This is a genomic window from Desulfospira joergensenii DSM 10085, assembly GCF_000420085.1.
Lineage (GTDB): Bacteria > Desulfobacterota > Desulfobacteria > Desulfobacterales > Desulfobacteraceae > Desulfospira > Desulfospira joergensenii.
On sequence record NZ_ATUG01000002.1, the window covers coordinates 2377000 to 2401762 of the forward strand.

A 24763-nucleotide genomic window follows, 5' to 3' on the forward strand; every position below is an offset into this window, starting at 1 on the left:
TAAAAGCGATTTATTCAAAAAGGAAAAATGATGATTCCAGAAAAAGTGATGCAGAGTTTTAAAGAAAAGGATATTCTTGTAACAGGCGGCACAGGCCTGATAGGACGGCAAATAGTTAAGAGTCTCTGTGATGCAGGTGCAATAGTAAAAATTGTGTCTCTTGACCAGATTACAGTAGATGATAGAGCAGAGCATATAACCGGTGATTTGACGGAGTTTTCTTTTTGTAAAGACGTTACAAAAGGGATTGATTACGTGTTTCATCTGGCCGGAATCAAAGGTTCAGCAAAGGTCTCAACGACAATGCCTGCAGCGCATTTTGTACCAACTTTAATGTTTAATACAAATGTTCTTGAAGCCTGCCGCCTGAATCAAGTGCAAAAATTTGTTTATACAAGCTCCATCGGTGCATATTCCTCAGGAGAAATCTTTAAAGAAGAAGATTATAGTATCAACTCGGAGCCTATGGATTTGGCCGGCTGGGCAAAGAGGATGGCTGAACTCCAGATTAAAGCCTATCTGACCCAATACGGACTGGATAGTTATGCCATTGTCAGGCCCTGTAATGTCTATGGCCCTGGGGATAATTTTGATCCGGAAAATGCCATGGTTATACCTACGCTTATGTATAGAATCTATAAAAAGGAAAACCCTGTGATCGTGTGGGGTGATGGGTCTGCCATAAGGGATTTTGTTTATTCCCGGGATGTTGCCGAGGGGACGATACTGGCGTTGTATCATGGCACAAAAGGCGAGTTTGTAAATCTTGGTTGCGGTGGAAACGGAATCACCATTAAAGAACTGGTTGAAGCCCTTCATAGTTTTTTGGATTTTGACTATGAGTTTGATACTTCCAAACCTTCAGGGTATCCAAAGCGGGTTATGGACATTACAAGGGCGAGAGAGTGGATTGGATATGATCCTGGGACACCTTTGGCACAGGGATTGAAAGAGACGTGGGAGTGGTTCATAAAAAATCAGCAAGAATATCTGAAAAAGAAAAATTACTTTACTGGAGATAATTGATGCTCAAGGTTGAACAAACAAAACTCACTGGTGTAAAATTGATTAAACCCTCGGTGTTTGAGGATTTCCGGGGTGAATACATCATGACATATAGTGAAGAACAATATTTAAAAAACGTTGTCGATGTAAAGTTTGTGGAAGACGATATCTCTGTTTCAAACAAAAATGTTCTGCGCGGATTGCACGGGGATTCAAAAACATGGAAACTCGTTTCCTGCCTTCACGGGAAATTTTATCTGGTAGTAGTTAATTGTGATGAGAAATCTTCATTTTTTGGACAATGGGAATCGTTTACATTATCATCTCGAAATCGACATCAGGTTCTTATTCCGCCAAACCATGGAAATGGTCATTTGGTTTTAAGTGATACAGCCATTTTTCATTACAAGCAGTCACAATATTATAATCCTGATGCCCAATTCACCTATAAATGGGACGACCCCCGATTTAAAATATGGTGGCCTACCAAAAGTCCAATTCTTTCAATGCGGGATGAATCAGGTTATTTTGCAAAATAACAGGAAGAAAGCATTCAAATGGTGGGTAAATTTGTTTATCGGGAACTTACGCCGCATGATCTCTTATCAATAGTTCATCTGGCGCATTCAATTTACAGGATTAAAAGATCTGAAAAGTTTATAGATTGGCAATGCTTTAAAAACATATTTCCTTCAGTGGCTTTTGGATGTTTTTCAGGGGATGAATTAATAGGAATGTTTGGCATTCAAAAAAGATTTCTGCCGGGTGGATTTAAAGTCGGGCAGCTCTCATGGATAAACATTAGTCCGGAATGGAGGAATTTAGGACACATGAAAAGGTTAGGGCAAATGGCAATCAGCTATTTTAACGATCTTGATCTCATTTGTGTTTTTGCCAATAAAAATGCCTGGGAACCATGCCTGTTTTCTTTTGACATGAAAGCCGTCGGGGTTTTGAAATCCTTAGAGTTAGATTTAGAAAAATGGGACTGTGCCCTTTATCCGGGATATAGTCATCCGGTGACAGCAACCTCAAAGTTTATAGATTTTGACAACAAAAAGGCTGTTTTTAAAAAAGATAAGAAATTCCGAGATTGGCGGTATGTGAAAAGCCCCGTTAATGAATACTCAAGTATAACATTGGATACAGGGGAGTTTCTAATATATAAGCTTTACCGTGATCCAATAACAAATCAATGCTCTGGCGATCTTGTTGAATTTGGATATTCAGAGGGATCTTCCAAAAAAATCAATACACTTTTAAGATTAGCGAACAGTGAGATCAAAAACGCAAATGGTTCAAAGTCGAATTTATGGGCCGTTCCCGGAACTGGCTTGCGAGCTGGGGCGGAAAAAGCTGGTTTTACTGAAACGGGTTCTGAATGTTTTTTTTTGATCAAAGTATTTTCAGAGAAATTGTCTCATCTATATGACCTTTCGCAATGGGAATTAGCTCAATGTGACGCTACAAACTATTGATACTTTATCCATTCTTATTTGTCTCAATTTTATTACAGGACGCTTTATGATTATCACCAGAACACCTTTTCGCATATCATTTTTTGGCGGCGGTACAGATTACCCTGCCTTTTATAAAGAACATAACGGTGCAGTATTAAGCACAACTATAAACAAATATTGTTATATCAATTGCAGGTTTTTACCGCCTTTTTTCGATTATAAATACCGGATTCGTTATACCAAACGGGAAACCGTCAATGACGTTTCTCAAATCCAGCACCCGACAGTAAGGGAATGCCTTAAACTATGCAACATTGAACAAGGGGTGGAAATGGTCCATACAAGTGATATCCCTGCACGTTCAGGGGTTGGATCAAGCTCTGCTTTTACCGTAGGCTTTCTAAACGCCTTGTATGCGTTGCGGGGAAAGATGACAACCAAAAGGCAGTTGGGAAGAGAGGCGATCTATATTGAACAGGAAATGGCCAGAGAAAATGTCGGTTCACAAGATCAAGTGGCCGCAGCATTTGGGGGATTAAACAGGATTGAATTCGGCGGGGAAAGAGAATTCTTTGTTAATCCGATAACCATTTCCGAAAGTAAAAAAAGTATTCTTCAGGATAATCTTTTGTTGTTTTTTACAGGTTTTGCAAGAACGGCTTCAAATATTGCCGGAGAACAAATTCGTCTCACACCGGAAAGAACAAAAGAGCTTAACGAAATGAAGGGGTTCGTAGATGAGGCCTGTTCCATATTGAATGGCAGCTCAAAAAGCATAGATGATTTTGGTAAACTGCTCCATGAGTCCTGGATGATCAAGAGGGAACTAACCGGTTTAATTTCAAACAAGGATATTGATGATATTTATGAGACCGCAATAAGTGCAGGAGCCCTTGGCGGAAAACTGTGTGGTGCGGGAGGGGGGGGGTTTATAATTTTTTATGTTCCGTCCAATAAACAGCAAAACGTTAGAAAGAGATTAAGCCAACTGCTTCATGTACCTTTTGGTTTTGACAGCCTTGGCAGCCAGATAATAATGTACTCAACCCAGGATTTTTTTTGAAATGGATGTTCTATTGCTTGTTGGCGGCAAAGGGACTCGTTTAAAGTCCGTGGTTAAAGATCGCCCCAAGCCAATGGCGGAGATAAACGGGCGCCCGTTTCTGGATAAATTAATCGAGTATGCCGCTTCCTTTGGGCACAACCGTTTTATCCTCTGTGCCGGGCATATGTGGGAATATTTGGCTGACTATTATCGTTATTCAGATTTGCCTTATAAAATGGTGTTCTCAATTGAAAAGTCGGCTCTTGGAACAGGAGGGGCGGTCAGAAAGGCTGAAAAACATATCCTGACAGAGGATTTTTTGGTAATGAATGGTGATTCTTTTTGCCCGGTTGACCTAGAAACGTTTAAAGCTTTTCATCATAGAAATAAATCCGAAGTATCTGTTGCGGTTACAAAATCAAAGGACATAAAGGATTATGGGCTAATAGGTTTTGATGATTCGTACAGAATTAATAATTTCGAGGAAAAAAAAGAAAGTCCGGAAGAAGGCTTCATAAATGCCGGAGTCTATTTGTTTAACAAGCGGGTACTAAAAAGAATTCCGAAAAATTTAAAGTGTTCCCTTGAGAAGAATATTTTCCCCTCTATTGCAGGGGAGAATTTCTTTGCCTATCCTGTGGACAGTCGTGTTTTGGATATTGGAACGCCTATCCGTTATGACTTAGCAAGAAAGTATTTCTCCAGATAGAGAAAATTTTATCATGCAATCAACTATATTTAAAGTGAATCGATCTGCAAAGGTTTGAGGCCAGCTATGGGCTATAATTATGATGATATAGTAAAATCATACAATAATGTCGGTGTATCAAAAGGAAGCGTTGTGCTGGTTAAAACAGATCTGCGCTATTTGGGTGGATATGAGTCCTCCAATGGTTTGAATCTGGTTTCAGCTCATTTTAATGCGCTGGCTGATTTGATTGATTTATCTGTTGGAACGATTGTGGTTTCAACGGCGACTGGATCCTTGACAAACACAGATAAGCCATTTGATATCTCAAATACACCAAGTGAGATGGGGGTGTTTACCGAATTCGTAAGGCAGCAGAAGGGTGCAGTCCGAAGCTTTCATCCCTTCAATTCATATACAGCTATTGGCGCCCATTCTGATGGAATATGCAAAAACGTAAGCCGTCATTCTTTTGGATTAGAATCACCAAAAGCCCGTTTATTAGAATTTGATCCGTTATATCTAAGTATAGGCCTGGAACCTCGTTGGACTTGCAGCTATATACACCATATTGAAATGCTGATGGGCGTGCCTTACAGATATACCAAAGAATTTCATCATCCGGTGCTTCAAAGGAATCGTCAAATAAAAAAGGAGTTATTTTATACCCATGTCTGGTACCGTGGGCTGGGATTAAAAAAGAATAGTAATATAAATGAAAATATCTTCAAACATTATTACTCTTCCGGTCGGAAAATCAACCAGGCAAAACTTGGGCGGGGATTGGTATATGGGTATCGTTGCCGTGATTTTTGTAGCGCTGCTACAGAGTATTTACGCGATAATATTTATGGGTGGCTAAATTTTCCTCCTCCTGTTGGTAGCAGGCCCTGGAGAAAATAATATAGTATTCAATAAATCAACCCATAAATAATCCATGATTGAACAATAGGAAGGCTAAATGATTGACGTCGACTGGATCAACGGGCAGAAAGCAAATAAAAAAAAGATGGGCTTAAGCCAGATATTATCCATTCTGGATTATAATCGGTCTCAACTTACCAAAATCAGCATTGTAAAGTTGTTGGATACGCTAGAATCATTTGCAGCCTCTATTCTAAACAGATCCAGTAAATTACTGAAAAAATATCCTGACTCTGGTGTTCCCTTTTTAGGAAGATGGTGTGGGAGTGGTAATGTAAAAGCCATTTTTAATGATACTTTCGGAGATATAACGGTTCTTGATTGCTATAAACCAAGAAAGAACGTAAAAAATAGAGAAATCAGAGCTTTTCCTAAGGGCAATGTCGTCCATTGGATGGCTGGGAATGTGCCCACACTGGGCCTGCTTTCTCTCGTATCTGGAGTATTAACGAAAAATTCTAATATCGTACGAATTAATAGTTTAGCTGATTTAATGTTAGCTGATTTGATGCACCACCTCAGCCAGATAGATGAAATCGGTTATATTATGGCGAGTTCCGTAGCAATAGTTCGTTACGATTATAACGATAAAAAAATAGCAGAAGAGTTATCTCTTTCTGCTGACAATCGGATAATTTGGGGAGGAGATCAGAGTACTGCATCAATCAAAAGATTACCAGTTAAGCCTACATGTACGGACCTTGTTTTTCCTGATAGAACGTCATTTGCAGTTGTGGGTGAGGAAAAACTGTCGGAAGACAGGATGCCGGCAATAGCAAGGTTAATTGCCCATGATATTTCCGTTTTCGAGCAAAAAGCATGTGCCTCGCCGCATACCATATTTTTGGATACAGACAGTAGTGAAGCTATTAAAAGGTTTTGTATGGTTCTGAAGGATGCTATGGAGGAAACATTAAAAAGAATTCCCAAGCGTATGCCGTCGCAGAATGAAGTTCAGGCAATTGTAAAAATGCGCACACGATATGACATGTTTCATGATGCATGGTATTCAGAAGGATCTGAATTCTCAATTTTAAGCGATGATATGATACAATTAGGTCCTGCCATAGGCAATAGGCTGGTATATGTTAGAAAACTTCCGTCTGATGAAGAACTCATTAAAATCTTACCAGATAACATCCAATCTGTCGGTATTGAGGCTGATACAGAATCCTTTGAAAGATTGACGGATGTTTTAGGTGCAGCAGGTGTTCATCGCTTTACCCCGATTGGTGCCATGACTCAGTTTGAAATACCCTGGGATGGGTTTGCACTGCCTCAATACCTTATTCGCTGGACGACCAGACCAACTCAAAAATAGTTTTATATCTGATTTTACTAAGAGCTGTTTCTAAAAAAGTTAAAAAAATATAGACATTTGAAATATCCCATGATTTCGTTCTGTTTATGAACAGGCATGCTATTTCAGATGAGAAGTGGGTACAGATCGAACCGATTTTATCATCACAGAAAAAAGAGACACGGGGCGGAAGCCCAAGGATAATCGGCTAATGTTTAACGGAATTTTATGGATTTTGAAAACAGGAGCTCCTTGGCGAGATTTGCCAAAGGAATTTGGGCCTTGGCAAACCGTTTATAAAAGATTTGCCAAGTGGACCACCATTGCAGCATGGAAAGATCTTTTTGAAGGGCTTGTGAGAGATTGGGATAAAGAATCCCTAATGATAGATGGTTCCTATGTAAAAGTTCATCAACATGGCTGTGGAGCACAGGGAGGCCAATATTCACAGGCTATAGGGAGAAGTAAAGGAGGCCTGACCACAAAAATTCATGCTGTGGTTGATGGCCTTGGGAATCCTCTTCGAATCAAGCTGACCGGTGGAAATGTGCACGACATGGTCCCTTCGTGTGAATTGATCTCAGGTATAAAAACAGACCAATTCCTTGCAGATAGGGCTTATGATGCGGATAAACTCATTGAACTTGCAGAGTCAGCAGGCTGCAAAGTGATTATTCCGTCAAAGGCCAATAGAAAGGTCCAGAGAAAAATTGATAAACATACCTACAAAGAACGCCATTTAGTGGAATGTTTTTTTGCAAAAATAAAGTCGTATCGTCGAGTTTCGATTCGATATGAAAAATTGGCCAGCAGGTACCATGCGATGGTGCTCATGGCTTCTTGCTTGGTCTGGTTGCAATGATTTATTTAGAAACAGCCCCTAATCAAGTCCTTGTATTTTTTCAGGTTTGAGATTGAAACAATCAAAATCGGCTGATCCCATACCAGATAAGGTCTCATCTTGGTGTGATACCTACAAAATAAGTTATCATTTTAATCGAATCAATAATAAAAAAATATTCTGGATTGAGACGGGAAAGGGTTTCCCATTAGTGTTAGTTCATGGTTTTAACGCGTCCTTTTATACATGGAGATTTTTGTTTAAGAATCAAGTAAGTGGATTTAGGTATATTGCGTTGGATCTGCCTGGGTTTGGATGTTCAGAGTCAGATATGAAAAAGAATGGGAATATTGGTGTCTATGCAGATGTTATAAATGAATTTTTAAAATTTAATGCGATAAAAGAAGCTGTATTAATTGGTCATTCATTTGGAGGTCTGCTTTGTCAATATTTTGTGCAGAAATATTATTATAGAACAAAAGCTGTTGTATTAGTAGCACCTGCCATTCCTGGAAATGTACGTCCCCCCAAAAAAGTAGAAAAGGGATTCATGTTGTACTCATATCATAACCCGAGGGTTTTAATGCCTCAGGATTTTGATATGTTCAAAGCCATCGGTTTGAAAACCCCTAAAGCGTTATTAAAAATTAAGAAATTCCCAAAATGGTCTGGCTCTCATGAGATATCGATCCCATGTCTGGTTGTTTGGGGGAAAAAAGATTTGATTCTGCCCATTGAGAATATAGAGGATTTAAAAAGCAGATTTAGCAATGTGGAGATCGCAGAATTAGAGGATGCAGGGCATTGTCTTCATGAAGAAAAACCAAAATTGTTTGAAACGTATTTAATTTATTTTATATCGAGTATTTTAAATAGAAATGCGGATAAATTAATTAGTGTCAAAAAGGATCCAAATCAACCTGTTTAACATTTTGATACTATAGAGGAATTTATGATTGATCCTGAAATTATAGATAAGAGTAAAATAGTAGAGTCAAAATCGCCAATTCCAGAGGACTCAATTGGAGTTTCTGAAGCCGCATTAAAAATGGCGTATCCATATTTGGGACATCGAGATTATACACATGGATCTTCTATGATTGAAGGTATGCTAAAAAGTATTCATATGGCTCATCCGTATAAAGATAGCTCAACTGCTCAAATCAGGCAATTTAGGATTATTCGTCAGTTTGCCAATCATGCCACTGCCGAAAGCATGAAAACAGAGAATGCCAGTAGGCATCCCAGATTAGGAGAAGCCCAGGCGCGTCTTGACATGCAGATAAATGGTGAAAAATATACCAGTTTATTGTTCTCTTCTATGGATCCCATTAATTGGAGATTGCCAGAATATAACGCAGCTGATTACGTCCGGGAAGTGAGCTGCGTTAATGAGAAGAACTCTTTTGGAAGATTACAAAATATAAATGATTTTGTTGATTTAATTAGAGGCGTTAATGAGATCAACAGGCAACTTACTGTCAGTTGTTTCCCAGAGGAATCCTGGTCAAAAAGGGTCCGGTGGGCTTATATAAAAAAGTTTCCATTCCTTTCAGATGACGAGGTCTTAAAAGCAGAAAAAGTAAGCTTTGGAGCACCTAAAATTGTTGATTTAAAAAATCATCGTTTTGAGATCAAAGAGGCTGAGTTGGAAGGGAAAGAACTGAAGCATTTTTTTCAAATCTGCTTTTTTATTGAATTATCATAAATGGAAGGATCTACTATGCCATTTGAATCCGTTAAAAATTTATTATCAGTCCCTATATATGACCATAACTATTCGGAAAAACAGGCATTATTAGTAAGGGTACTAAAAAAAATATGCACTCACCACTATGAGAACTGTCCACAATACCGAATGTTGTGTAAAAAAAAGGATTTTAATCCCCAACAATTCAAAACACTGGAGGAAATTCCTTTTTTGCCTACTGATATATTTAAAGACACGCTTCTGCTATCAATTCCTGAAAATCAAGTTTTTCGTGAAATACAATCAAGTGCAACAACATCTGGAAGACCCAGCAGGATGGGGGTAAACAAGGAGAATAATCAGTTGTTAACGAAATCTCTTCAGCGGATTCTGCTTGAGCGTGTAGGAAATAAGCGACACAATACCATGATATTAGACGATGAGTCCGCTCTTGGGCGCGGTAAGATTGTATCAGCAAGGGCTTCCATGACAAAAACTTTATCATTTCTGTCAAGCAAAATTTCAACCTGCCTGGTTTCTGATTCTGAAGCGTTAGGATTAGATAAAGCCAAACTAACAAAATATTTTGATCAAGCGGGTGAAGGGGAAGACCATCTCCTGTTTGGCTTTACATTTATTTTGTACAAGTATGTTGTTCAACCACTGCTTTCTAAAGGCACAACCTTCCATCTGCCAAAATTAAAGATTATCCATGCTGGCGGCTGGAAAAAACTCCAAGATCAAAAAGTATCTGAGGAAAAATTAATAAAGGATTGTTGTCGCTGTTTTGGTGTGTTGCCAGAAAATATAATCGATCTCTATGGATTCTCTGAGCAAAGTGGATTGCTATACCCAACCTGTGAATATGGCTTCCGCCATACACCGGTTTGGAGTGAGGTTATATGCCGGGATCCATTATCCTTAAAGCCGTTACCTGAAAAAATGGAGGGACTGATGCAATTTATTACTCCCCTTCAGATATCATATCCGGGTCACAGTGTATTAACTGAAGATATTGGGATGATCATTGGGCAGGATAAATGTGATTGTGGAAGAAATGGAACGGCTTTTAAAGTTATTGGACGATCAGACTATGCATCAGAGGAGCGGGGTTGCGGAGACATTATGAGTCATTATTTTAATTGAGGTTTTGTGGATTCAAAGGAGCAGTTGATGAGGAATTTTACAACAGACACTACCAGTTTTTCTAAACTGGTAGGAGAGATCAAAAAAAAAGATGTGTTTCAAAAAAAATCTATTCAAAAGTTACTTAACCAATATGGAGATGAGTACCTGGAATTTGCGGAGAGTGTTGTCATAAGGATGCTTAAAGCAGTGGATAGGGGAGATTGTTTCGAATATTTGGCTGATACTTATTTATGGTATACAAAGCTTTTGCGGATAGAGGAAATGTATTATGCAAAAGAGGGGAAGTACAGGTACGACAACTATGAAGAAGTATATGAAAAAGTGTATAGCCGCGATGACTATATGTTTGATTATGTTGTTGGTCTAGGATTGAGCCAGCCACTTTGGGCAAATCATTATAGAATTTTCCGGTTTTTCCTTGATGAATTCGTTCCAATGATCCATCAGGGAAAAACAGGAGCTGAAATTGGAGTAGGGCATGGGTTATTCCATTCTGAAGCAATGCTTGGTGCACCTGAACTTAATACATATCTTCTAGATGTCAGTAAAACATCTTTGGCCATGACACAGAAAATGATAAAAGCTTCAGGAATTGATCCGAAGAGAGCAACACCTGTTAATGTGGATGTACAAAAAGACATTCCAATAGAAGACGGGTCTTTAGATGTTTTGTTGCTGGGAGAATTAATAGAGCATATTCAGGATGGGGAAAACGTGATGACCACGTTATCGAAGAAGTTAAAACCGGGTGGACATTGCTACTTTTCAACCGCTGCCAATGCCCCTGCAGAGGACCATATACTGCTTTTTAAAACACCAGATGAAATCAGGCGATTTGTTAACAAATGCGGATGGAATATTATAAAGGAAAAGATGTTTACATTGAATAATATGAGTATAGATTATGCTACTGAAAATTTAAAAAACATTAATTATTGTGCAGTCATTCAACCTGCATAAGATAGTAAGGAGAAAAACATATGGAGAATGTTCAAAACCGCTGTGCTAAGGTTGTATCAGAAGTAATGGATGTGAATATTGAACAGATCGACCTCGACACCACACCGGAAAATTTAGATGAATGGGATTCGCTCACTCATGTTCAACTCGTTATTGAATTAGAAAAGGAGTTTGATATACAGATTTCGCCGGAAGAGGGTATTGAATATTTTACAAGTTTTAAAGGAATTGTGCAGTTCATAAGTAATAAAAAAAGCTAAGCCATGTTACGTGTTATTAATAAATATTGTCATGGATATACATTTGTTCCATTTGCTTATGCATTAAAAAATAGGGGTTTTTTCGATAAACTAACTATAGGAAGATCTTATTCCTTTGAAGATCTCAGAAACTTGACCCATGCCAATTCCGGGTATTTGAAAGCTGGTTTGGAAATGCTGGTTGTCTTGGACTGGATAAAGCAGTCTGGAGACGATTATACCGTTGGCAGTAATATGGATGAGCATGAGTTCATTCCAAAAGATGTTATCACTCTCTATAAAGTCAACCCCCGGGATTTAATTACCAAAAAATCTCATACCGATCTGTTGGCAAGGTGGCTGAATGAGGTCATGGACGGCTGGAGATGCAGTGACCGGTTCTCTTTATTGCTTGAGGGTGTCATTCTGTTGCCGGTGTTAATATCGCTTCGTGATAAATCTATTAACCATGCATTATTATCAGATAATGAATCTGCGATACCAGCTGTAAAGTTTATACAAGAGGTCTTTATAAAAAAAGGGTGGGCAAAACCCTCAGAGAGCAAATTTGAAATAGGGGCGGTAGGAAAGTTCATGATTTCTCACAGCCTGATTGCTGGGGTAACAGTATCGTACCGGCCATTGTTAAAGAACCTTGAAAAAATATTATTTGGAGAACCAAACTTACTACTTTGCTCTGAATGTGGTGAAGAAAGTCATATTGATCGATCTCTAAATGTTATTGCCAGCGGATTTCAGCATGAGAAGTATTTTAAAGAGGTTGAAAAAGTTTTTAATCAGATTTTTGAAGGATCAACTTTAGAATTACCTGACTATATTGCTGATATGGGATGTGGTGACGGCAATTTATTGAAGCGGATTTACAACTCCACTGCCGGTAAAACACAAAATAAGGATGCGTTTAATCATAGGTCGTTTGGTGTGATTGGACTGGACTACAACCCAAAGGCATTAATTGAATCGGAAAAAAAACTGTCCCAAATATCAGATCATCATCTCCTTCAAGGGGATATTGGAAATCCGGAGCAAATGAAGTCAGATATTGAACAATTGGGTATTGATTTTAAAAGAACAATGCATGTCAGGTCATTTTTAGATCATAATCGGCCTTTCACTCGATTAACAGATGTTCATTCATACCAAAAATGGACACAAATTTCATTTGCCTCATTTGGGATAGATATAGATGGAACAATCATTCCTCCTGAAGAGATGATGGAAAATCTTTCGCAACATTTAAAGAAGTGGAGCAAAGTTTTAAATAAATATGGGTTGCTCGCCTTGGAAGTCCACTATCAAACTCAACAGACTAAAAAGAATCACTTTGATACTGCCGAAGGCTTTCACTTTGATACATTGCACACGTTTTCAAACCAATTTTTATGCGAACCTGAATACTACATAGCAGCAATGGCTAGAAACAGTTTATTTGCAAAACGTCATTTTTACTGTTACCCGAAGGGTTTCCCTTATAACCGGATTACCTTGGGCTACTATGAAAAGGAATCATATTTCATCGATTTTGCTACTTTAAGGACAAAAGAAATCATTCAATCTGAACTGGTTAGAGGGGAAGAAAATAGAAACGCAAAAGCACTTCTAAACGTTTTTGGGGACATATCATTCGTGCTATGTTCCAATGAGGGCAATTTAAAAGGGGTGATTGTTTGTGCTGAGTCAAAGATTGACTCGGCTGCAGAGAGCCAAAGCACCATTGAGATTGAAGCGTTGCTCATTGAAGAAGATATAGATCATTTATGGTTGGCAGGGTTGTTGTGTTTTGCGGTACGGTTTTTTAATCTGCAAGATAGAACCGGAAAAATTGTGGTCAGCAGAAGCAAAATTGGAATCTCCAAGAATTTAGAAGATGAGATTATTCAGCGGTTTTGGAATATTGAACAAAAATTAGAAATGAGACCTTAAGTGCCTGAATTGTATATAGTTTACTGTGTTGATACTGAGGGGCCGCTATATGAACCCCTCACAGAGACGTTTAACCGGATTGAACAGATTTTTGGTTTAAAAATTGAACCAAATAGAGAAAATTTACTGAAAATCCAGAACAGAATGTTAAATTTGAATGGACTTGAAGATGAAGCCGCTCTGGTCTGTGATCCCCACTTATTGAACTATAATGATACATGGGGGAAAATCGATACCATGCTGAATAAGGTGATGGATGCCGATTTTCGTATCAAATTTAAAGATCACAATGGAAAAGGAATTGTTTATAACTGGCATTGTGTTGACCATGTAGGGTTTGAAACAAATGAAAGGAGACGTGACCTGGGATATGGAAATGTCTTCAACTACTATGAGAATAAAATTCGAGAGACTGGCAGTGAAGATAAAATTCATTGGCATTTTCATCCTGTTTCTTTTAATCGTGAAGCCCACATTTCTGCAACTTCCTATGACTTATCCTACCCGATTTTGCATCAGATAATTACCCGGAGGGTTATTGATAACAATTGGTTCCCAACCGTAAATAGAGCTGGTTTTCACACCATCAGACAGGATTCAAATTTGTTTCTGGAACAATGGATTCCTTTTGATTTCTCGAATCAGTCAGAGTACCAACCTGCTGATATAAAACAAAAAGATTTATCTGATGGCAGATTTGGAGACTGGAGACGGGCACCCTTGGAATGGAAGCCGTATAATCCTGATTATTCGGATTATCAAAGCATTGGCAACATGAATCGGTTCTCAACAAAATGTTTGAATGTCGGTACGCGGTTAAGGCTTCTTACGGAATTCGAAATATCAAAGGCTTTTGAACTGGCCAATACGGAAGGGAAAGCCATATTGTCTTTTACAAATCATGATGTCCGGGATATGTCCAAGGATATTGAAAAAACATACACCGCAATATTCAGGATTGCCAAACAATTTAAAAATGTAAAAATCTATCATTGTGATGCTGTTGAAGCCATGCAGGCATATCTCTATGACAGGGATGATGCTATAAATAATAGAATAAAGCTCAATTATCAATGGCATGATTCAGAAAGTTCTAAGAAATTATATGTTGAAGCAGTAAATGGCAAGGTTTTTGGATCACAACCCTATCTATCAATTAAAACCAATGAAAATAATTATTATCATGATAATCTGGATGAAGTAAAAAAAGATAAGATATGGTCTTATACTTTCGACAGGTTCACTCTGAATTTAAATAATATACAAAAAGTAAAAATCGCCGCTAACGATAGATACGGTAATTGCAGTATTGTTGAGTGTGGAAAATTAAAAGATAGTTAGTGTCCATCATAATACTGAAAGTGTATTCTTTCCCAAAAAATATTAAAATAGCCCACTCGGATAAATTTTATTTTACCTGCCCCTCATACGGATTCATCACTCCTATTTTATCAATAATTGATGAAATAATGCCTGCAAATCCTCAAATTGAAATTATTGTAATGAATGAGCAGATGAGGCTGTTTTGGCAGCAATTGATAACAAGCAAAAGCTTAAGTTGGAATTTGGTCTTTTTGCCTACAAGGCCTCCGGGACGTTTCAGGAATGCCTTGTCCTGGCTCAGGATCCGACCTGCCATAAGAAAACTATATGAAAAAAACTTCAAATCTGTTGCAGGGGCATATTTCTTCTGCTGTGGTCATGGATCAGATTTGATTTTGTTTTCTCTAGTTAAAATGATAGCCTCAGAAAATAAGGTTATTTTTTTAAATATCCAGACTACGGAAACAATAAGAGTTTTAAATTTAAAAGCGCTGGTTTTATACCTTCATAATTGGGTGATTTATAGACTTGATATCACAATCAGGCGTTTTCAATTTAGTGAAAAGCCCAGAGTGTTTTTATCAAAAAATTTTTTCAAAAAATTGGGTGCGCCTTTTCATGAGTTTAAGTATTTTTATTGCCACAACCTTTTAAAAAAGTATAATTCCATTCCTTCCCAATATATCTCAGGAAAAAAACTTTTGGTTTTAGCTGATACTTACTTAATTTATGATAAAAAGAAGAAAGAGGAAATTCACAACTGCCTGCAAGAGATTAAACAGACGATAGGAAGAAATTTTAGTAGGAGCGAAGTTCTGTATAAACTTCATCCCAATTCCATGTTCCAGAGAGAAGATATAGACAAAATATTTGAAGAATACGAAAAGATGCCATCTTTTATGAGTGCAGACTTTATATTTTCAGATTCAAAGATTGAATTTATTATTGGTAGTCTCTCAGCTGCCTTATCAACCGCTGCAAAACATACTGACATCACGGCAATATCATACTCAAAATTAATGCCTTTTGAAAAACAGAAGATTAAAAAAAAAAATATGCTCGATTTCTGGTCTGAAGAGTCTGATCAAAAAATACGCTTTATTGGCTCAATTGAGGAATTGGATTCAATCTTCAGACGAGACAACTAACCATCTATCTTGTAAATTCTATCATTAATGTGGATGTATGACAGTTAATATCGGTATAATGGAATTGTTTGCAGATGTGGAATTGATTCACAGTGAAGCTACACTGGCTTTACGTGCCAACGCTAATGTCACAATTTTTACAAGTCTAATGGGTTATGAGCGGGTATCCCCGTTCTTTGAAACTCGTCTGAATGATTGCCATTGGGTGATCAAACCGGAAAAAGACTCGCTGTCAAGGTTTTTAACTAAAGTAGAAAGGTATTGTGATGAAAAAATTGATTTGTTGTTCCTGAACACGTTTTATGTGCTTCCTCATCAACAGTTACTCTATTATTTTTTCAGGCCTAAATGCACTACTGTCCAGGTCGCCTGTAGAGTTGAGTCGTGGTTTGGTGAATTGCAGCCGATAAGAAACAAGTCAGCGAAAACTTTCATATTGTCTGTTTTACATAACATCAGTCAACTGATCCGGTGGCGGACGCTTCCCCATTTTAACGGTTTGTGGGTTGAAAATAGAGATGCGTATGATTATGCCGTGTCAAAAGGTTACAAGAAAAGCCTCACCTGTAACCCACTCCTTTTTTATACCCAAAAGAAAAATTATCAATCCTATAATGAGAAGCTAAAATGCATTACAATCGGCACCATAAATGATCAACGCAGAGATTATGATGGTTTGCTTGACTGTTTTGAAAAACTTTTTGATTCAGGTATGAAAAATGTATCTTTGACCTTATTGGGGGCTCCTGTTGATGATGCCGGTTTAAGAATCATCAACAGGTGTGACAACTTAATAGAAAAGGGTCTTGATCTCAACTATTACACAGAATATGTTCACGAAGAGATCGTGAGTCAGAAAATAGCCTCGGCAGATATAATAATTAACCCGAATAAATTAGGCTTGTATGGGACGGGAACTTTTGGAGCCATTATCAAAGCCATGCAGTTTGCCAAGCCGGGCATATACCCTATTAATAGTTTGCACCATAAAAATTTAGCATCCAGTTCTTTATTCTATCATAAAATAGAAGAGTTATCTGGCATCATCGAAAGCCTTTTGAATAGCCCCCAAAAAATTGAAAGGCTATCCAAAAATGCCCGTGAAAATTCTGAGAAATTTTCTTTGGAAAGAGTCTCCAAGGAGTTTCAAACATGTGTATTGGAAAAATATTTAACCGGTCTATAGAGCTTGTAGCGAAATGGTTTTAAACAGATTTTTTTCAAGACTTCTTACAGACAGCGAGAAAAAACATTTTAACTTCCTTGCGTCGGGCATGATCATCAATAGCTTTATTGAGTTGTTTTCTCTGGTTGCAGTTATGCCATTTTTGGGAGTTGCTGCAAATCCGGATCTTATAGAGCAGAATACCTACCTCAGTTTAGCATATAACATGTTTGGCTTTACGAATCATCGCAGTTTTCTACTTTTCCTTGGAGCCGGATTAATTGTAACTCTTTTTACGGCAAATTGTTCCGGGGCTTTTGTGAAATGGTTTAGCTTAAGGTTTGTCTGGTCTGTAAACAACAGTCTTTCAGTCCGGTTGGTTAAACATTATCTGGGGCAGGATTACTTGGCATTCATACAGAGGAACAGCGCAGATCTGCAGAAAAATATCCAAACTGAAGTTACACAACTCACTACCAGTGTACTAAATCCAATATTGGTTTTGATCAATAAAGGGTTTTCAGTTTTCGTGACGATTATTCTATTGATTGTGATAGATCCGATTGTTGTTTTATCCATTGGGGGCGTATTCGGAATCATCTATTTTATTGTTTTCTCTTTTACGAAAAAGACGCTTTCCAGCATAGGGCGAGGATCCCTTAAGGATAATGAAGCCAAGTTCAAAGCAGTCAATGAGGCGTTTGGCGTATTTAAAATTGCCAAGCTAATGAGCCTGGAAGAGTTTTTCATAAATCGGTTTGCCAAAGCATCCATGCGCTTTACAAACAATCAAACCAAAAGAATGGCAATCAGCCAGTTACCCCGTTTTGCCATAGAGACAATAGCGTTTTCTTTAATGATAGGTATCGGCCTTTATATTATATCCTCTAAAGATAATTTCGTTGAAGTGATACCTGTTTTGGGATTGTATGTTTTTTCAGCGTACCGGCTCATGCCCGGCATACAGCAGGTTTATACGAATTTTTCCGTAATTCGGTCAGGCTGGCCACATGCCGTGTATCTCAAAAATGAGTTTGAGTCAATCGCTCTTTCTGTTGAGAAATCAACTTTAGAATTTCCCTCTCCATTGAAATTAAACTCATCTTCTTTGATTGAGTTCCAGAATGTTACTTTTACCTATCCAAACACAAAAGGAAAGACCATAGACAATGTTTCTTTTTGCATTCCCGGAAAAGCTTCGATTGGAGTTATGGGTGAAACAGGATCCGGCAAATCCACGCTGATTGACTTGATTCTTGGCATTCTTGCTCCTGACACCGGGGTAATCCTTGTTAACGGTCACCCATTAGGAAGACAAAATATTCAGGGTTGGCAAAGATCCATAGGATATGTACCTCAGGATATTTATTTAACGGACAATACTGTTGCTGAAAATATTGCCTTTGGATTGTCAAAGAATGAGATCAATATGGACCGGGTTCGAAAAGCCGCAAATCTGGCAAATATCTCAAATTTTGTAGAAAATGAATTAAGGGATAAATACTATACTGTTGTTGGTGAACGGGGTATAAGGCTAAGTGGCGGGCAAAGACAGCGCATTGGAATTGCCCGTGCTCTTTATCGCGAACCGGAGCTTGTCATTTTCGACGAAGCGACCAGTGCTTTGGATAATGAAACTGAGAAATCGGTTATGGAGGCAATTGATAGTATCTCACGCGAAAAGAGCATCATCATAATTGCCCATCGCCTGACAACTCTTCAGAAGTGTGACCTGATTATTGCTATTGAAGACGGTAAAGTGGCTAAAATTTGCTCTTATGATGAAGTTGTATGATATAGAATCTGTAAAGATTATGGAGAATATTCATTAATATGAAAAAAAAGCTGATTAAATTTTTAAGAATAATATTAGGAGCAAACACTTACCTGAAATTCATTGCATTTAAAAACAGGGTTGAAGCCATAACAGGCGCTGTAAAAAAACGTGAGTCTTATTCCCAGCACGGTGAAGACAAGCTTATATATCAATTATTAAAAAAAATGGATTTACATGACACATTTTATGTAGAAATAGGCGCGAATCACCCGATTAAAATATCGAACACCTATCTATTGTACAAAAAAGGAATGAGAGGGATTGTTATTGAGCCCAACAGGGATTTATTATGTCTATTTGATATAGTCCGAAAAGAGGATATCCGGTTAAATATTGGGGTGGGCCCCAGTGCCTGTGTCCAGGAATTTTTAATGACAGACGCTCATGCCAGAAATTCTTTTGGGAAAAATATGGAACACATGCAAAAAAATTCTATTGAAGTGTGCAGCAAGGTTCATGTTCCAGTACTGACCTTGGATGACGTTATGAAAAATTTTTCCCGGAAAGTTTCATTCCTGTCAATTGACACGGAAGGAATGGAATTGGAAATATTAAATAATGCATCGGACACATTGGAAAGAACATATCTTTTAAGTGTTGAGGCAGATAGCCTGAACGAAGAGAAGGAAATCCTTGAGGCATTAGACGGCCGGTTTGAGACAATAAAACGTTATGGGTGCAACCTGATTTTATATAATGAAAAATTGTGCGTGAAGGCTGATATTGACTCAATACTTGACAAATTCTAATGCAAAACAGTTCTGAACAATTTTCAGTTGGTGAAAAAATCCTCCGGTTTCTATCCCTGCCCAAAAATTCCTTTTATGCGATACCCTTTGGCATATTAAGCGTTATCCTTTATCCAATTTTATATACAAATATTTTGAGCCTTTCGCTCTATCTGTGTTCGCTGTTTTTTATCATAGTCAGGCGCGAGAGAGTCCTAGTGACAAAAGATATTCTGATGTTAGCGGGGTTAATGGGGGCAGGTCTGTTTATAATGACATGTACGCTTGATCAGAAACCTTTGGTCAGCTTTATATATTCACCCCCCGAAAAAAGCGCCACAATAAATAGCATGCTGCTAACGTCTATTATCTGCTTTGCCGCCTTTATTACAGGATATTGTTATGCTTTCACCATTAAAAAACCATTCAGATTTTTCGGCTATATTGCGCTATACCATTGGTTTGCGGCAAGCCTGTATTTTATTCTGGTATATGGCTTTTTTTTGGGGAACAGTCTTTTCCAGGGCATGATAAGCACAGTCCTTCTGCCCTATATATACATCGCTCTTGAAAAACAGACAGGATTGAAAATAGCATATTCCTTAGTTTTATTATTGTACTTAATGTCAATTTACTCTAGAACAGCATTTGCGGCTTGTGCTATTTTTATTCTTACGTATTATCTGTATCCTTATCTGACCGTTAGTAAAATACGATACCATTTATACTTTCTAACTTTCACACTATCAATCGCTATCCTGATGACAATATACCTGTCCGGCAGCTTTGATTTTTTCAATGAGTTCAGCCTTGATTTTTTTGGGAAACGGATTCGCTCCGGAAGAGAAAAAATATGGCCTGAGTTGCTAGGTTATATATCAGAAAACTATTTATATGGTTATGGTATAAACCAGGGTAGTGAATATCTCATATCGGTGCTGAGGCCGTGGCGGAATCTGTCATCTCATAATATCTATTTGGAAATACTGTTACGTGGCGGGGTAGTTTTGCTATCTTTTTTTATTGTGTTGTTTTACCGGATTTGGGGATTATTCTATTCCGGCAATAATAATGAGATCAGCCGTGTTGCCGCCGGTGGGTTTCTGGCTCTTTTGTTCCTTAGTGCCGGAGCTGAAATCGGATTAAAGGGAAATATTTTAGTCAATACAATGGCGTGGTTTTTTTGGGGGGGGGCCGCAAGCTGCACATGGAAAAATAACGCAAATTCAATTCATACGCCTAGTGTTCATATAGGTATTCAGAATTTATCTAATTGATAGAAGGGAAGATTGAAGGTGAGAAGATATGTTTACCCGCATCTCGGTGGGTTAGATTTGGGTGTTTTGCGAATTCGGGGTCATGGTCTAGGAAATCTCTTGTTTCCTTGGGCTCGTGCTACTATTGCAGCTCGCGATCATAATCTGATTCCCATTAATCCGACCTGGCCTCAGTTAAAGCCAGGTCATTTTATGCGTGGTGAAAGCGATTATCGAACGTATCGTAACCTGTTTCGCACTACCCCAGATTCTGTCACCGGTTTACATAAACTATGGTTGCTTTGCACAGCAGTCCGGGAGTCTGAATTTGCACTGCAAAAATTCCCCCAAGAAAGGCGGAATAGATCTTCCATCGTCCAATTTGCAGGAATGGATCAGATGTTTGAGCCTTTTTTGGAAGAGCATGCGTTTCTGAAAAAGAAACTGCTTGAAATCGTTTTGCCCGAACACACCAAAGGGATGGAAGGAGATCACGTTGGAGGAATTGGAATACATGTCAGGCGTGGGGATTTTTGTATTGCCAACAGAAGTGTTGACATAACTTGGTATTGTGAGGTGGTTGAGGAACTGAAAAGAAAACTTGGGAAGAATGTCAGATTTAATGTGTTTACTGATGGAACTTCTGAGGAATTGGCACCATTACTTAAGAAGCCTGATGTACAAATGTATTCTTTTGGTTCGAGTATCGCGGATCTTTTGGCTTTAAGTTGCTCTGGCCTTCTGGTTGGATCGGCTGGATCTACATTCAGCATGTGGGCAGGTTATCTCGGACAGATGCCTGCCGTTTGGCCCCGTCACAAAATTCATGAAAAAGGAAATGTTCCAAAACTTCTTTATAATCAACCACTTGCGGAGTGTGAATGGATGCCTGAAATGGAAATGAAATCCGATTTTATTGTTCAGGCCCGAAAGCATATTCGATCCAATCCAGTTAATACATAAGGGTTCCTCTAATAATCTCGTAAATTATGTTGCAAAGTAGTCATTGTCATATTATCCAATTGTCAGGCATTGATTTAAAGAATTGACACCAGAAAAAGGGATAAAATTTTGCAGACAGGGCTTTTTGACATCCACGATAGACTTGGCAAACTGGATAAAAACGAAGATCCGCTTGTTCAGCTTGATCGGCTTATAAACTGGGAGCGGTTTCGGCCGATGCTTGAACAAATCCGAAAGAAAAAGACAAAAAGCAGCCCTGGTCCGAAATACTATGATGTTGTTTTGATGTTTAAGATTCTCGTCATCCAATCGCTTTATAATCTTTCTGATGATGCCGTAGAGTTTCAAACCCTTGACAGGCTTTCGTTTATGCGTTTTCTTAATCTGAGCTTGGGAGATCGTGTCCCTGATTCCAAAACCATCTGGCTTTTCCGGGAACAGCTTACCAAAGCGAATCTGATTGAAATACTGTTTGCAGAATTCGACGCCTTCCTGAGAAGCAACGGTTATACAGCCAAGAAAGGACAGATCGTAGACGCCAGTATCATTTCTTCTCCCAAGCAGCGGAACACACGTGATGAAAACCATGAGATCAAACAAGGCCAAGTCCCCAAAGATTGGAAGGCTGCTAAAAAGAGCCAGAAAGATACAGATGCTCGATGGACTATAAAGGGTGGCAAGAGATACTATGGTTATAAAAGCCATGTCTGCGTTGATGTTAAGAACAAGTTCATTCGAAGATATTCGGTCACAGAGGCTTCGATACATGACAGCAATGCGTTCGAAGATCTCCTGGATAATTCCAACAGCAGCCGGGATGTATATGCCGATTCTGCTAACAGATCGAAAGATTCTATAAAGCGACTTAAGCAGCAAGGGTATCGAGAGCATCTTCAGCGCAAAGGCAGCCGCCACAAGAAACTGACCGATTGGGAAAAGCAAGGCAACAGAACCCGCTCCAGAATTCGTTCCCGAGTGGAGCATGTCTTTGGGATTCAAGCTATGACGGCCGGCAGTCTGATTCTCAGGACAATAGGCATTGTAAGAGCAAGGGTCAAAATCGGTCTCAGAAATTTGGCCTACAACATGAATCGATATAAGACTTTGGCTGAAAACGGGGTTTGAGCCCGTGATGGGTGAGAATATCGCCATTTGGCGGTTTCCTGTCCTTATGGGGAAGCTTCCTTCGACCCATTTTTCTGTGAAATTTTGACTCTGAAAATAAATTTTGCTCAAGTATGTCATGATTTCTCAAAAATTTAACTCAGCATCTGGTTATTCGAGGTGCCCATAATACGAATAAATAAGGACAAAATTGCGCTCGTTAATAAAAAGAGATGAAAAAGTAGCAATTGTATATCATTTTTTTGCTCACTATCGGGCCCCGGTATTTAAAGAATTGCTTAAAAACGAACATCTGTCTTTTGTTTTTTATGGTGACATAAAAGATCCCGGAGGAAAGGGAGTAAAACCATGGAACAACTTGATAGGTAAATCTTATTTTATTCAGACGCCTACCAAAATGCTTATGGGGAAATTGTTATTTCAAAAGGGGTTAATCCAATTGGCGCTGAATAAAAAAATTCGCCAAATTATATATCTTGGGAATCCCTACCATATTTTGACCTGGATTTCAGTGATTTTGGCAAGGATAACAGGGAAACAGGTGTTTTTCTGGACCCATGGATGGATCAGGCAGGACCGAGGAATCAAAAAATTAATCAGGAATACATTTTTTCATTTGAGTCCGACGATGTTTCTTTATGGACAGAGAGCCAAGAAAATAGGCGTGAAAAATGGTTTCAAACCAGAGAACCTTTATGTTATTTACAATAGCTTGAATTATAAGGAACATAAGAAATTACGGCAAAATATATCTTTCAAAAAGATTGAGTCAATTCGCAATAATCTTTTTAAAACCGGCCATTATCCCATGGTTGTCTGCATTGGCAGACTGATAACTGCCCGGAAATTAGATCTTTTGTTTGATGCTTCAGAATATCTTGGAAAGGCAGGGCATAAAATAAATATTCTGATAATTGGTGACGGCCCCGAACGCAAGAAGTTAGAATCGCGGGCGAGAAGCCAAAAGATTTCAGTGAATTTTTATGGGGCCTGTTATAATGAAAATGTTTTGTCAAAGCTTATTATGGCGGCTAATTTAGTAGTCATGCCTGGTAAAATCGGCTTGACTGCAATCCATGCACTCAGTTACGGCATTCCTGTAATAAGCCACAATAACCCAGATCAACAGATGCCGGAGTGGGAAGCCATAAAACCGGGTTTCAATGGAGATGTTTTTGAACAAGACGATTTCAGAAGCTTGGCGCAGGTAATTAAGAAGTGGACCAGGACCGAGTTTGTACATGAATCGGTAAACAGAAAATGTTTTCAGATCGTTGATCAATACTATAATCCAGAATATCAGGTAAAAATAATTGAAAAGGCATTGATAGAAGGCCGGCAGACGGTGTTTCAGAACCCTAAGTAGATTGATTTTTTATGTTTGGAGCAGGTTATCGTCAGATGGATGTTAATATCTTAAAGCGATTAGCCAAAATGTTGCGTATGAAGCTAATCCTTGCATTTAAATATAAAGTGAAAAGCGCAGGAAAAGGGTTTTATGTTGGCAGGAGGGTTCACATACGCAAAGAATGCCTTGAAGCGCAGGATTATGTTTTTATTGGTTCAAAATGTCGAATTGCCTCTCGGACGAAGCTTGGAAATTTTGTAATGCTTGCCTCGGGTGTCTCTCTTGTTGGAGGGGACCACCGAATGGATCGGAGAGGGGTCCCTATGATATTTTCCGGTCGTGGGGTTAATAGACCCATTATTGTAGAAGATGATGTTTGGGTGGGGCATGGAACTGTTATTATGCACGGTGTTACCATTGGCGAAGGTGCTATTGTAGCAGCAGGTTCTATAGTTACCCACAATGTCAACCCTTATACGATTGTAGGTGGGAATCCTGCAAAAGAAATTCGTAGACGCTTTTCAAGTGAAGTCGAAAAAGAGGAACATCGTGCAAAGTTAAAGACGTATCGAGAAGATCGAAAGTTGTGGTTTCACCCTTATGAGATAGAATAATTCTGCAGGAG

At 38.6% G+C, this 24763-nt stretch carries 24 protein-coding genes; all 24 read left to right on the top strand.

The annotated features are described in order from the left end of the window. Positions 1-30 precede the first annotated feature (30 nt). The 24 genes from F608_RS0123980 (at position 31) to F608_RS33205 (ending at position 24752) form a co-directional block, all read left to right on the top strand. Entirely contained in the window at positions 31-1026 is a 996-nt protein-coding gene (locus F608_RS0123980) for an NAD-dependent epimerase/dehydratase family protein (RefSeq protein ID WP_022668268.1), read from the top strand. Continuing rightward, positions 1026-1544 carry a dTDP-4-dehydrorhamnose 3,5-epimerase family protein gene (locus F608_RS0123985; protein ID WP_022668269.1) on the top strand — a complete coding sequence of 173 codons (519 nt, stop codon included), beginning with the start codon at positions 1026-1028 and terminating at the stop codon, positions 1542-1544. The genes F608_RS0123980 and F608_RS0123985 overlap by 1 nt, the downstream gene beginning before the upstream one ends. An 18-nt stretch (positions 1545-1562) precedes the next feature. Beyond that, positions 1563-2483: a GNAT family N-acetyltransferase gene (locus F608_RS0123990; protein WP_022668270.1), complete on the top strand. Its 921-nt coding sequence runs from the start codon at positions 1563-1565 to the stop codon at positions 2481-2483. A 46-nt stretch (positions 2484-2529) separates the two neighbouring features. Further along, complete coding sequence (locus tag F608_RS0123995) at positions 2530-3528, top strand: GHMP family kinase ATP-binding protein (protein ID WP_022668271.1); 999 nt, start codon at positions 2530-2532, stop codon at positions 3526-3528. Between the two features lies 1 nt (position 3529). Then, positions 3530-4219 carry a nucleotidyltransferase family protein gene (locus F608_RS0124000; RefSeq protein ID WP_022668272.1) on the top strand — a complete coding sequence of 230 codons (690 nt, stop codon included), beginning with the start codon at positions 3530-3532 and terminating at the stop codon, positions 4217-4219. A 66-nt stretch (positions 4220-4285) separates the two neighbouring features. Next, positions 4286-5101, top strand: a complete 816-nt coding sequence (locus F608_RS35930; RefSeq protein ID WP_084681236.1) for an AAC(3) family N-acetyltransferase — start codon at positions 4286-4288, stop codon at positions 5099-5101. Between the two features lie 58 nt (positions 5102-5159). Next, entirely contained in the window at positions 5160-6443 is a 1284-nt protein-coding gene (locus tag F608_RS0124005) for an acyl-CoA reductase (protein WP_022668274.1), read from the top strand. 115 nt (positions 6444-6558) lie between these two features. Further along, a complete protein-coding gene (locus F608_RS0124010; protein WP_084681237.1) occupies positions 6559-7284 on the top strand; it encodes an IS5 family transposase in 726 nt (241 codons plus the stop codon). Positions 7285-7336: 52 nt separating this feature from the next. Continuing rightward, positions 7337-8191: an alpha/beta fold hydrolase gene (locus tag F608_RS0124015; protein ID WP_161626893.1), complete on the top strand. Its 855-nt coding sequence runs from the start codon at positions 7337-7339 to the stop codon at positions 8189-8191. Positions 8192-8215: 24 nt separating this feature from the next. Continuing rightward, positions 8216-8971: a hypothetical protein gene (locus F608_RS0124020; protein WP_022668276.1), complete on the top strand. Its 756-nt coding sequence runs from the start codon at positions 8216-8218 to the stop codon at positions 8969-8971. Between the two features lie 15 nt (positions 8972-8986). Continuing rightward, positions 8987-10099: a LuxE/PaaK family acyltransferase gene (locus F608_RS0124025; RefSeq protein WP_022668277.1), complete on the top strand. Its 1113-nt coding sequence runs from the start codon at positions 8987-8989 to the stop codon at positions 10097-10099. A gap of 27 nt (positions 10100-10126) precedes the next feature. Continuing rightward, entirely contained in the window at positions 10127-11062 is a 936-nt protein-coding gene (locus F608_RS0124030; protein WP_022668278.1) for a class I SAM-dependent methyltransferase, read from the top strand. 20 nt (positions 11063-11082) lie between these two features. Beyond that, complete coding sequence (locus tag F608_RS33190) at positions 11083-11322, top strand: acyl carrier protein (protein WP_022668279.1); 240 nt, start codon at positions 11083-11085, stop codon at positions 11320-11322. A gap of 3 nt (positions 11323-11325) precedes the next feature. Further along, the gene (locus F608_RS0124040) at positions 11326-13245 is read left to right on the top strand and encodes an AprA-related methyltransferase (RefSeq protein ID WP_027363075.1); all 1920 of its coding nucleotides are present in this window, start codon (positions 11326-11328) and stop codon (positions 13243-13245) included. Beyond that, positions 13246-14586, top strand: coding sequence for a hypothetical protein (locus F608_RS33195; protein ID WP_022668281.1), 1341 nt, complete (start codon positions 13246-13248; stop codon positions 14584-14586). Beyond that, entirely contained in the window at positions 14586-15716 is a 1131-nt protein-coding gene (locus F608_RS0124050) for a hypothetical protein (RefSeq protein WP_022668282.1), read from the top strand. Before F608_RS33195 ends, F608_RS0124050 begins: the two co-directional genes overlap by 1 nt. 37 nt (positions 15717-15753) lie before the next feature. Then, positions 15754-16902, top strand: coding sequence for a glycosyltransferase family protein (locus F608_RS0124055; protein WP_022668283.1), 1149 nt, complete (start codon positions 15754-15756; stop codon positions 16900-16902). Between the two features lie 13 nt (positions 16903-16915). Beyond that, positions 16916-18676, top strand: a complete 1761-nt coding sequence (locus tag F608_RS33200; RefSeq protein WP_022668284.1) for an ABC transporter ATP-binding protein — start codon at positions 16916-16918, stop codon at positions 18674-18676. 38 nt (positions 18677-18714) lie between these two features. Next, positions 18715-19467, top strand: coding sequence for an FkbM family methyltransferase (locus F608_RS0124065; protein ID WP_022668285.1), 753 nt, complete (start codon positions 18715-18717; stop codon positions 19465-19467). Between the two features lie 197 nt (positions 19468-19664). Next, complete coding sequence (locus F608_RS0124070; RefSeq protein WP_161626894.1) at positions 19665-20723, top strand: O-antigen ligase family protein; 1059 nt, start codon at positions 19665-19667, stop codon at positions 20721-20723. Positions 20724-20741: 18 nt separating this feature from the next. Further along, positions 20742-21665, top strand: a complete 924-nt coding sequence (locus F608_RS0124075; RefSeq protein WP_153307575.1) for an alpha-1,2-fucosyltransferase — start codon at positions 20742-20744, stop codon at positions 21663-21665. A gap of 105 nt (positions 21666-21770) precedes the next feature. Further along, the gene (locus F608_RS0124080) at positions 21771-22790 is read left to right on the top strand and encodes an IS5 family transposase (RefSeq protein WP_033398572.1); all 1020 of its coding nucleotides are present in this window, start codon (positions 21771-21773) and stop codon (positions 22788-22790) included. Positions 22791-22980: 190 nt separating this feature from the next. Then, positions 22981-24156, top strand: coding sequence for a glycosyltransferase (locus tag F608_RS0124085; RefSeq protein ID WP_022668290.1), 1176 nt, complete (start codon positions 22981-22983; stop codon positions 24154-24156). A 35-nt stretch (positions 24157-24191) separates the two neighbouring features. Then, entirely contained in the window at positions 24192-24752 is a 561-nt protein-coding gene (locus tag F608_RS33205) for an acyltransferase (protein ID WP_022668291.1), read from the top strand. Positions 24753-24763: the final 11 nt, after the last annotated feature.

Excerpts from the sequence above, each read along its gene's own strand:
- F608_RS33205 (WP_022668291.1), top strand. The coding sequence starts at position 24,192 with ATGGATGTTAATATCTTAAAGCGATTAGCCAAAATGTTGCGTATGAAG.
- F608_RS0123980 (WP_022668268.1), top strand. The coding sequence starts at position 31 with ATGATTCCAGAAAAAGTGATGCAGAGTTTTAAAGAAAAGGATATTCTT.
- F608_RS0123990 (WP_022668270.1), top strand. The coding sequence starts at position 1,563 with ATGGTGGGTAAATTTGTTTATCGGGAACTTACGCCGCATGATCTCTTA.
- F608_RS0124030 (WP_022668278.1), top strand. The coding sequence starts at position 10,127 with ATGAGGAATTTTACAACAGACACTACCAGTTTTTCTAAACTGGTAGGA.
- F608_RS33190 (WP_022668279.1), top strand. The coding sequence starts at position 11,083 with ATGGAGAATGTTCAAAACCGCTGTGCTAAGGTTGTATCAGAAGTAATG.
- F608_RS0123985 (WP_022668269.1), top strand. The coding sequence starts at position 1,026 with ATGCTCAAGGTTGAACAAACAAAACTCACTGGTGTAAAATTGATTAAA.
- F608_RS0124005 (WP_022668274.1), top strand. The coding sequence starts at position 5,160 with ATGATTGACGTCGACTGGATCAACGGGCAGAAAGCAAATAAAAAAAAG.
- F608_RS0124065 (WP_022668285.1), top strand. The coding sequence starts at position 18,715 with ATGAAAAAAAAGCTGATTAAATTTTTAAGAATAATATTAGGAGCAAAC.
- F608_RS35930 (WP_084681236.1), top strand. The coding sequence starts at position 4,286 with ATGGGCTATAATTATGATGATATAGTAAAATCATACAATAATGTCGGT.
- F608_RS0124040 (WP_027363075.1), top strand. The coding sequence starts at position 11,326 with ATGTTACGTGTTATTAATAAATATTGTCATGGATATACATTTGTTCCA.
- F608_RS0124020 (WP_022668276.1), top strand. The coding sequence starts at position 8,216 with ATGATTGATCCTGAAATTATAGATAAGAGTAAAATAGTAGAGTCAAAA.
- F608_RS33200 (WP_022668284.1), top strand. The coding sequence starts at position 16,916 with ATGGTTTTAAACAGATTTTTTTCAAGACTTCTTACAGACAGCGAGAAA.
- F608_RS0123995 (WP_022668271.1), top strand. The coding sequence starts at position 2,530 with ATGATTATCACCAGAACACCTTTTCGCATATCATTTTTTGGCGGCGGT.
- F608_RS0124055 (WP_022668283.1), top strand. The coding sequence starts at position 15,754 with ATGACAGTTAATATCGGTATAATGGAATTGTTTGCAGATGTGGAATTG.
- F608_RS0124025 (WP_022668277.1), top strand. The coding sequence starts at position 8,987 with ATGCCATTTGAATCCGTTAAAAATTTATTATCAGTCCCTATATATGAC.
- F608_RS0124000 (WP_022668272.1), top strand. The coding sequence starts at position 3,530 with ATGGATGTTCTATTGCTTGTTGGCGGCAAAGGGACTCGTTTAAAGTCC.